8 protein-coding genes are annotated in these 9,919 nt (G+C 53.0%); 7 read left to right on the forward strand and 1 reads right to left on the reverse strand.

Annotation, left to right across the window (positions count from 1 at the left end; translation table 11 throughout):
* Together ABF287_RS13800 and ABF287_RS13805 are read left to right on the forward strand one after the other, a co-directional pair.
* Positions 1-1,248, forward strand: a 1,248-nt coding sequence (locus ABF287_RS13800) for a glycoside hydrolase family 28 protein (RefSeq protein WP_347185581.1), incomplete at its 5' end; no start/stop codon positions are given.
* Between the two features lie 11 nt (positions 1,249-1,259).
* Positions 1,260-2,408 (forward strand): glycoside hydrolase family 88 protein, encoded by a 1,149-nt coding sequence (locus tag ABF287_RS13805; protein ID WP_347185582.1) that lies wholly within the window; start codon positions 1,260-1,262, stop codon positions 2,406-2,408.
* Between the two features lie 27 nt (positions 2,409-2,435).
* On the opposite strand, the gene ABF287_RS13810 is transcribed toward ABF287_RS13805, so the two are convergent.
* Complete coding sequence (locus ABF287_RS13810) at positions 2,436-3,422, reverse strand: LysR substrate-binding domain-containing protein (RefSeq protein WP_347185583.1); 987 nt, start codon at positions 3,420-3,422, stop codon at positions 2,436-2,438.
* A 207-nt stretch (positions 3,423-3,629) separates the two neighbouring features.
* Here ABF287_RS13810 and chvE point away from each other — a divergent pair, with 207 nt between their 5' ends.
* The 5 genes from chvE to ABF287_RS13835 all read left to right on the forward strand — a co-directional run.
* Positions 3,630-4,697 carry a multiple monosaccharide ABC transporter substrate-binding protein gene (gene chvE, locus ABF287_RS13815; RefSeq protein WP_347185584.1) on the forward strand — a complete coding sequence of 356 codons (1,068 nt, stop codon included), beginning with the start codon at positions 3,630-3,632 and terminating at the stop codon, positions 4,695-4,697.
* Positions 4,698-4,823: 126 nt separating this feature from the next.
* Positions 4,824-6,341, forward strand: a complete 1,518-nt coding sequence (gene mmsA, locus ABF287_RS13820; protein ID WP_347185585.1) for a multiple monosaccharide ABC transporter ATP-binding protein — start codon at positions 4,824-4,826, stop codon at positions 6,339-6,341.
* 11 nt (positions 6,342-6,352) lie between these two features.
* Complete coding sequence (gene mmsB / locus ABF287_RS13825) at positions 6,353-7,564, forward strand: multiple monosaccharide ABC transporter permease (RefSeq protein ID WP_347185586.1); 1,212 nt, start codon at positions 6,353-6,355, stop codon at positions 7,562-7,564.
* A gap of 5 nt (positions 7,565-7,569) precedes the next feature.
* Complete coding sequence (araD1, locus tag ABF287_RS13830; RefSeq protein ID WP_347185587.1) at positions 7,570-8,562, forward strand: AraD1 family protein; 993 nt, start codon at positions 7,570-7,572, stop codon at positions 8,560-8,562.
* An 8-nt stretch (positions 8,563-8,570) separates the two neighbouring features.
* A partial coding sequence (locus tag ABF287_RS13835) for a dihydroxy-acid dehydratase (RefSeq protein WP_347185588.1) occupies positions 8,571-9,919 on the forward strand: 1,349 nt, incomplete at its 3' end.

The raw sequence follows: 9,919 nt of genomic DNA on the forward strand, positions 1-9,919 counted from the left end.
GACGCCGCCAACAATGCAGATGCGATCAACGCCGGTGTCGCTGCGACTCCAAAAGGCGGAACACTTCGAATTCCAGCAGGGCGCTATGTGACGGGCCCCGTTCTTCTAAAACCAAATATGACACTTCACCTGAGTAAAGGTGCTGTGTTGTTCGGCTCAGCTGATCGCTCCTCCCATTATGGTCAGCTGCCTTCCCATGACGCCCATGGACGCATGCTCGGCTCATGGGAAGGGCTACCAGCCGCTATGTATAAATCTTTGATCACGGCTATCGACTGTACTGGTCTGTCCATCGCGGGTCTTGGCACCTTGGATGGTGGCGGGGCCGAGGGGGACTGGTGGACGTGGCCCAAAGAAACGCGCGAGGGCGCGCGCCGTCCACGTACGATTTATGCGTTGCGCTGTGATGGCTTGACCTTGGCGGGTATCACCGTGCGCAACAGCCCTTCTTGGACCGTGTATCCCGTGTTGTGTGACGACGCGGTGTTTGCAGGGCTGACCATTTGGAACCCGTCTGATAGCCCCAACACAGACGGGCTTGATCCCGAAATGTGTCGTTATGCGCGCCTTGAGGGCATCTATTTCTCGGTCGGTGACGATTGTATTGCGGTCAAGTCTGGCAAGCGGTCTGACACTGGCAATGGCGATCACTTGGCGCCCACTTCGCATTTGACCATCCGCAATTGCCGTATGGAAAGAGGCCACGGGGCCGTGGTGATGGGGTCTGAAATGTCGGGCTCGATCACAGATGTCAGTATCTCAGATTGTGAATTTGTCGGGACCGATCGTGGCTTGCGGATCAAAACCCGCCGCGGTCGTGGTGGCGAGGTGGCGCGGATCACCTGCGAGCGCTCGACCATGGATAAAGTCGACACGGCTTTGTCTGCAAACGGTTATTATTATTGCGACTGGGATGGCCGATCCGATGCCGTGCAAAACCGCACGCCCGCGCCGGTGACAGACCTGACGCCACATGTTCATTCCATCACGTTGCGCGATTGCGAAATCCGTAATGTGCGGTTGGCCTGCGCGGCTGTTTTAGGTCTGTCCGAACGCCCGATTGAGGGCGTTTCCATTGAAAATGTCGTTGTGAGCTTTGATCCAGATGCCGTCGCTGAGGCGCCGCTCATGGCGGACAACATCCCTGAGCTACGCCACGTTGGAATCTGGTCCAAATTTGCCGAAGTCCGCGTCAACGGATCCCTTCAACTTGCCGAAATATCGTCGTCCGCCTCTTCAGGCGTATAGAAAGGTTTAATATGCTTCTTCATTATTTTGACGTCTATACCTCTGAACACCGCGCCTACAAAGGTGGGGCTTGGTGTTATGAAGATGGGTTTGTTTATCAAGGGCTTGTCTCGTTGTACAAAGCCACAGGTGTCGAAGGTTTTTTGACCCACTGTGTGCGTATGGCAAACATGCAAGTCTCGCCTGAGGGGTGCATCAAGGACTATCAGCTCACTGATTTTAACATCGACAATATCCAACCTGGTCGTGCGACTTTGGATCTGTATCAGATCACCGGTGAACCGCGTTTTAAGGTTGCAGTCGACACTTTGGCAGCGCAACTCAAAGACCACCCGCGCACCAAAGGCGGCAACTACTGGCACAAAAAGCGATACCCTTGGCAGGTGTGGTTGGACGGTCTGAACATGGGGATCACGTTTCAAATCCAGTACGGGCTTGCCATTGAAGACGATGCATTGGTTGACGATGCCTTACAGCAGTTGTCCCGCGCGATTGATCTGACACGGGTCGAAAAAACCGGCCTGTATGCCCATGCCTATGACGAGGCGCGCGCGCAAGATTGGGCTGATCCTGTAACGGGCCAAAACGAAGCTCATTGGGGGCGCGCAATCGGTTGGATGGCTATGGCGTTGACTGATGCTTGTGAAATGGTTGGGCTTGAACGCGCTGACGCCGCGGGCATTCTTGCACCCACCCGTGAATTGCTGGATCGACTTGTTGACCTTCAAACGCCCGGTAAGCTGTGGCTGCAGGTAATCGATCAACCTGATCTGGCTGGCAACTATGAGGAAACCTCTGCCTCTGCGATGTTTGCTTTATCGATGATGATCGCACAGCGCATTGGTCTGACACCGAATGACAAAGTTGGCGCTGCTGGCCAAGCCGCCTTTGTCGAATTGGTCGAACGGATGATGGATCCTACGCGTGCCGTTGATGGTCGCGGTTTTGGTCAGATGGTTTGGGTCGCCGGTCTTGGGACATTCCAAGGACGCTTCCGCGACGGATCTGCAAAATACTACACGCTTGAAGACATTGTTGAAGATGATCCGAAAGGCGTGGGGCCCCTCATGCGGGCAGCGGCTGAATTTATCAACCAAGGTGGGCAGTTGCCGGAACTCGGCGCGCGCTATCAATCACTGCCAACCAAAGCCTACGGATAAATGTGTTCTTGTGGGATGATCTCGACGTCACAGTCGCGGCGTCGAGATACCCATGCCGTCACATAGAACTCGCAAAACAGATTGCGCGGCAGGCGTCAAAACACTGCCTGCGCGCGTCATGAGCCCATAATCTTCGACCTCAAGATCGATGTCTGTCTTGATAACTTGAATCAGCCCAGAGGCGTCAGACTGGTCAGCCCCATCTCTTGCTTGTGTTGTAAACGCTTGGGCCACCGAGGTGGCGATTGGCGCAACGGCATTTGTTTGCGAAATGGTGGCCAAGACCAGCAAAAAGGACGATGTGCTGAGCACGCGCTCTGGGGCAGGGTAGCCCGCGCGCGCCAAAGCTTGCGTCACAGTGTTGCGCAAAATAGCACCTGCGCTTGGCATGACCCAGTCGTAGTCCAAAAGATCAGCCATCGCCACGGCCGTGTTCGGGTCGTACTCAGGACGGTGAAACACTGGATGGGCATGTCGCGCGACCAAGCTCAACGGTTCTTTACCGACATTCGTCATACCAAATGACGCAGGATCTGCGCCAGAGGGCAGCCGCGCCAGTGAAAAGTCAATGTGACCATCCAAAAGCATTGGCCCAAGGGTGTCCGAGGTGCCCACTTCAATCTCGATTTGCACATTGGGCAAGGAAATGCGGGCTTGGCGGATCGCTGGCAATACATGTTCAATGGCAGGGCCGGTGACTGAGCCGATGGATACAGTGCCAGTCAATCCAGATTTGATTTCGCTGATTTCACGTCCCGCATCTTGAATCTCGCGCAGAATGCGCGTCGCGCGCCGCGCCAAGGCCAAACCTTCTGACGTCAACTCAATGCCTCGGCCCGCGCGTGTATAGAGTGGGGCACCAATTATGCGTTCAGCTTCAGAGGCCAATCGCGATGCCGCAGGTTGCGCTATGCCCATTGAAATCGCAGCGCCAGACAACTGCGCTTCACGCGCCAAAGCATCGGCCAACCGAAGGTGGCTAATCTTCAAACCCTTTGCGAGCAGCTTTTCCATATTGGCGTGTCCTTTACTTAACGGATGAGCAAATGTGCGCGCGAAACCATCACATTAATATACCATAAGTGATATAAAAGCATTATGAAAGATAATTTGACGGTCATGTATCAATGAGGTTTGAATAGAGCACGACGCAAAAAGCGTTCGCGTCACACGTTGACGCTTATCGTGGTGATACATGCATCGCATCTGGGAGGATGACACATGAAATTGACAAAAACACTGGCCCTTGCTGCGGCCGTTTCTGCACTCAGCTTGACCGTAAGCGCGACAGCTTCTTTTGCTGACGGCCTTGTCGGCATCGCTATGCCAACAAAATCATCTGCACGTTGGATCGCTGACGGCGACAACATGGTCAAAGAGCTTGAAAAAGCTGGTTACTCTGCTGACCTTCAGTACGCAGAAGACGACATTCCTAACCAACTCGCACAAATCGAAAACATGGTCACCAAAGGTGTGGACGTGCTTGTGATTGCTGCGATTGATGGCACAACATTGTCCAATGCTTTGGAAAATGCGGCGGCTGCTGGCGTGAAAGTGATCGCATACGACCGCTTGATCAAAGACTCTGGCGACGTTGACTACTATGCGACATTCGACAACTTCAAAGTTGGCGTTCAGCAAGCGTCTTCATTGGTTTCTGGCCTTGGCGAACGCTTCGGTTCAGGTCCATACAATGTTGAATTGTTCGGTGGTTCACCTGACGACAACAACGCTTACTTCTTCTACGATGGCGCGATGTCTGTTCTTCAGCCACTCATCGACGCGGGCACCATTGTGATCCAATCCGGTCAAATGGGCATGGATAAAGTCGGCACATTGCGTTGGGACGGTGCGGTTGCGCAGGCACGTATGGATAACATCCTGTCTGCCAACTACACTGACAAAGACGTACAGGGCGTTCTCGCGCCATACGATGGTCTGTCCATCGGTATCTTGTCATCCCTCAAAGGTGTTGGCTACGGTTCTGGCGATCTGAAAATGCCAATCGTTTCTGGTCAAGACGCTGAAATCCAGTCCATCAAGTCCATCATCGCTGGCGAGCAGTACTCCACTGTCTTCAAAGACACACGTGAGCTTGCAAAAGTGACTGTGGGCATGGTTGACGCTGTTCTTGGCGGTACAGAGCCAGAAATCAACGATACAACAACTTACGACAACGGCGTAAAAGTTGTGCCATCTTACCTGCTTGAGCCTGTGTCAGTTGACGCAAGCAACTGGGAAGAGATCGTGATCGGTTCCGGTTACTACACAATGGACCAAGTTAAGTAATTACTTGATTTAAAGTCTGAAATCCGCCCGATATCTTAAGGTGTCGGGCGGTGCTTGTCTCAATGCGAGTGCAGGCGAAAGGGGCAAAGAGCTTGGCGTGTCTAAGCATCTTTGAGAGGGCAAACGATGAGCACACTACTAGAAATGCGCAACATCACCAAAGAGTTCCCAGGCGTGAAAGCGTTGGATCAGGTGAACTTGTCGGTGGCTGAAGGCGAAATCCACGCGATTTGCGGCGAGAATGGTGCTGGCAAATCGACGTTGATGAAAGTCCTGTCAGGGGTTTACCCCGCGGGCACCTATGATGGCGAAATCCATTACGAAGGTGCGCTTGCAGAATTCAAAAGCATTCGCGATTCCGAAGATCGCGGCATTATTATTATTCACCAAGAGCTTGCTTTGGTGCCGGACTTGTCCATCGCTGAAAATATCTTTTTGGGCAATGAAACAGCCCACAAGGGCGTGATCAACTGGCATGAAGCCAATCAACGTACTGAAAAATTGCTGGCCAAAGTCGGCCTGTCTGAGGCACCAACCACGCGCATCGACAGTCTTGGCGTCGGCAAACAGCAATTGGTCGAGATCGCAAAAGCGCTGTCCAAGGACGTGAAACTGCTGATCTTGGACGAGCCTACGGCGGCCTTGCAAGAGAACGATTCCAAGAAATTGCTTGAGCTGATGTTGGAGTTGAAGTCCCAAGGTGTGACCTCGATCATCATCTCGCACAAGTTGAATGAAGTTGGATATGTATCTGATACTGTTACAGTAATTCGCGATGGTATGTCAGTGTCCACCTTGGACGCCAAAGATGGCATTTCCGAAGATACCATCGTGCGCGACATGGTGGGCCGCGATATGTCCGACCGCTATCCAGCACGCGAACACCGCGCAGGTGAGATGTTGATGGAGGTCGAAGGCTGGAACGTTTGGCATCCTGAGCACGCTGACCGCCAAGTGATCAAAGACATTTCCTTTAACGTGCGTGCAGGCGAAGTTGTCGGCATCGCGGGCGTCATGGGATCTGGTCGTACTGAGTTGGCGATGTCGATTTTCGGGCGGTCTTACGGCCGCAAAATCTCTGGTAAGGTCAAGCTGCACGGTACCGCTGCTGACGTATCGCGGGTCGACCGCGCGATTGAGGCAGGGCTGGCTTACGTGACCGAAGATCGCAAATCTTTGGGTCTTATTTTGGAAGAAAGCATCCAGTTCAACACCACTTTGGCGCATCTCGAAGGCGTGTCTAAAGCCGGCGTTTTGAATGCCAATGCTGAAACGGAAGTTGCTGAACACTTCCGCAAAGCGCTCAAGACCCGCACGCCGAGCGTGTTCCAACAGGTGGGCAATCTGTCTGGCGGCAATCAGCAAAAGGTGGTTTTGGCCAAGTGGCTTAACACCAGCCCTGAGGTGCTGATCTTGGATGAGCCCACACGCGGCATCGACGTCGGTGCCAAATATGAAATTTACGCGATCATCAACGAACTATCAGAGCAGGGCAAAGGGGTCGTGATGATCTCATCTGAAATGCCTGAGCTCTTGGGCATGTGTGATCGCATCTACGTTATGAATGAAGGCGCATTTGTCGGTGAATTGGCCGCAAAAGACGCCAGCCAAGAGCGCATCATGTCGCTCATCGTCACGGAATAAGGACAGGCCAAATGGAAAAGACAACCCCAAGTATCAAGTCGCATCTCAAAGCGCACATGCGTGATTTTGGTCTGCTGTTCGCGTTGATCGCGATCATGGCGTTCTTTCAAATCGCGACAGGCGGCATTCTGCTGCGTCCGGTGAATATCACCAACCTTCTGCTGCAAAACAGCTACATCATTATCATGGCTTTGGGCATGTTGATCGTCATCGTCGCCGGACATATCGACCTTTCGGTTGGTTCGGTGATGGGCTTTATCGGCGCTTTGGCGGCGGTTATGATCGTCAGCGCAGGGCTGCCAGTGCCTTTGGTGATTTTGGTCTGTTTGATTGCAGGCGGCATTATCGGCGGCGCACAGGGCTATTTCGTCGCCTTCTGGCGCATCCCGCCATTCATTGTGACACTCGCAGGCATGTTGGTATTCCGCGGCCTGTCATTGTGGCTGTTGGAGGGCCAATCTATCGGTCCATTCCCGAAAGAATTCCAAGTGTTGTCCACGGGCTTCGTGCCTGACGTATTTCCCGCTGCATGGGGCGCTGCCTTGGCTGAACTTGTTGGCGCGCGCAAATTCAACGTTTTGTGTTTCGTTCTTGGCCTGATTGCAGCAATCTCTGTTGTCCTTATGGGCCTGAAAAAACGCAGCCGTGACGCAGAATATGGCATCGTTTCCGAGCCCATGAGCCTGTTCTGGGCCCGTAACTTGATCGTCGCGGGGGCATTGGTCTTCTTGATGTTCAAACTCGCGACATTCCGCGGCGTGCCTAATGTTTTGGTCACAATGGCAATCTTGATCGGCATCTATGCCTTTATCACTGAGCGCACTGTGATTGGTCGTCGCGTCTATGCCCTTGGTGGCAACGAGAAAGCGGCGAAACTGTCCGGTATTAAAACCGAGCGTCTGAACTTTATGGCTTTCGTGAACATGGGCGTCTTGGCTGCATTGGCTGGGCTTATCTTCGCGGCACGCTTGAACTCAGCAACCCCAAAAGCGGGCTTTGCCCTTGAACTCGACGTGATCGCGGCGGTGTTTATTGGCGGCGCGTCCATGTCTGGCGGCTCTGGCAAAATCATCGGTGCTGTGGTCGGCGCGTTTATCATGGGTGTGATGAACAACGGCATGTCCATTCTGGGTATCGGTATTGATTATCAACAAGTTATCAAAGGTTTGGTGCTTCTCGCAGCCGTGTTCTTTGATGTCTACAACAAGCAAAAGCAAGGATAAGCACAATGTTACTTTCACAAATCAAAAACGCTGATGGTAGTGTATGTGTTGTCGTGCGCGAAGGGTCTGAAGCCTACGCGGTCAAAGATGCCACATCGACTTATAACCTCGCAATGGAAGCGGCCGAAGAAGGCAAATCACTCAGCGATGTGATCCGCGCGCACGGTTTGGGCGATGCGATCGACTTGGAAGTGGCCTACGCAGAGGGACGTTTCATGCTGCCTATCCACCATGAAGATGCGGCGCATTGCCATCTGACTGGTACAGGTTTGACACATTTGGGATCCGCCTCCACGCGCAATTCCATGCATGCCAAAGCTGACACTGATGCACCGGTGACCGACTCTATGAAAATGTTCCAAATGGGACTTGAGAACGGAAAACCAGGTGACAACGTGGTGGGGGCGCAGCCTGAATGGTTTTACAAAGGCAACGGCACTCAAGCAGTTGCAGCAGGCGCGCCACTTGTATCGCCAAGTTTTGCTGAGGATGCGGGAGAAGAACCAGAAGTTGCGGGTATTTACGTGATCGCGTCTGACGGCACACCGTTCCGCGTTGGTTTTGCGCTATCCAATGAGTTCTCTGACCATATCACGGAACGCGGCAACTACTTGTGGCTCGCGCACTCTAAACTGCGTCCTGCCTCGTTTGGACCTGAGCTTTTGGTCGGCGATCTGCCTGCCGATGTGCAAGGCATGTCTCGTATTTTGCGCGATGGAGAAGTGATTTGGGAAAAGCCATTCTTGTCGGGTGAAGACAACATGTCCCATACGCTTGCGAACCTCGAACACCATCACTTTAAGTATGATATTTTCCGCCAACCCGGTGAATTGCATGTACATTTCTTTGGCACTGCGACATTGTCTTTCGCTGATGGAATTTCGCCGCAACATGGTGATGTGTATGAAATCGAAGCTCCTGGGTTTGGTCTCGCTTTGCGCAATCCATTGATCCAAAAACCGGCTCAAGCTGGCACTGTAACTGTTAAAACCCTGTAAGGTCCCAAATGACATTCACTCCAGCCCCTTGGCCCCGCAAACTTCGCTCACAATCTTGGTACGGTGGCAATTCGCGTGACACGATTTACCATCGTGGCTGGATGAAAAATCAAGGCTATCCGCATGATCTTTTTGATGGTCGTCCGATCATAGGCATCCTGAACACATGGTCTGAATTGACACCGTGCAACGGCAGCCATTTGAAAGAACTGGCTGAAAAGGTCAAAGCGGGTATTTGGGAAGCTGGTGGTTTTCCTGTGGAAGTTCCGGTGTTTTCAGCCTCTGAGAACACCTTTCGCCCCACAGCGATGATGTTCCGCAACTTGGCGGCGCTTTCGATCGAGGAAACCATTCGCGGACAACCTATTGACGGTGCTGTGCTTTTGGTCGGCTGTGATAAAACTACGCCGTCTTTGATGATGGCGGCCGCGAGCTGTGACATTCCGTCTATCGTTGTCACTGGCGGACCGATGCTGAACGGTCGTTACAAAAACGAAGTTGTTGGCTCTGGTACGCACTTGTGGAAATTCTCCGAAGCCGTGAAAGCGGGCGAGATGACGCAAGATGAATTCTTGGACGCAGAAGCGGGCATGTCGCGCTCTACAGGCACCTGTAACACCATGGGCACCGCATCCACGATGGCGTCCATGGCCGAAGCTTTGGGCATGGCCTTGTCTGGTAATGCTGCCATTCCAGCGGTGGATTCACGCAGGCGTGTGATGGCGCAAATGTCCGGTCGTCGCATCGTGCAGATGGTCAAAGACGATTTGAAACCATCCGACATCATGACCAAAGCGGCCTTTGAAAACGCTGTGCGTGCCAATGGGGCCATCGGTGGCTCTACCAACGCGGTTGTGCATTTGCTGGCTCTGGCGGGTCGTGTTGAAGTGGACTTTACCCTGGACGATTGGGATCGTTGCGGTCGCGATGTGGCCACGATTGTCAATCTCATGCCATCCGGTAAGTACCTGATGGAAGAGTTCTTTTACGCGGGCGGCTTGCCTGTGGTGTTGCAGCGCTTGGGCGAGGGAGGTCAGTTGAACAAAGATTGTTTGACTGTCTCTGGTGAGACCATCTGGGACGAGGTCAAAGATGTCGAAAACCACAACGAAGACGTGATTTTGCCATTGGAACAAGCGCTGACGCAACAAGGCGGCATCGCTGTTTTGCGCGGCAACTTGGCGCCTAAGGGGGCTGTGTTGAAACCTTCTGCGGCCTCCCCGCATTTGTTGAAACACACAGGCCGCGCCGTGGTGTTTGAAGACATCGACGACTACAAAGCCAAAATCAACGATGACGCTTTGGACATTGATGAGACCTGCGTCATGGTGATGAAAAACTGTGGTCCAAAAGGCTA

This window comes from Pacificibacter sp., from assembly GCF_039769035.1.
Lineage (GTDB): Bacteria > Pseudomonadota > Alphaproteobacteria > Rhodobacterales > Rhodobacteraceae > Celeribacter.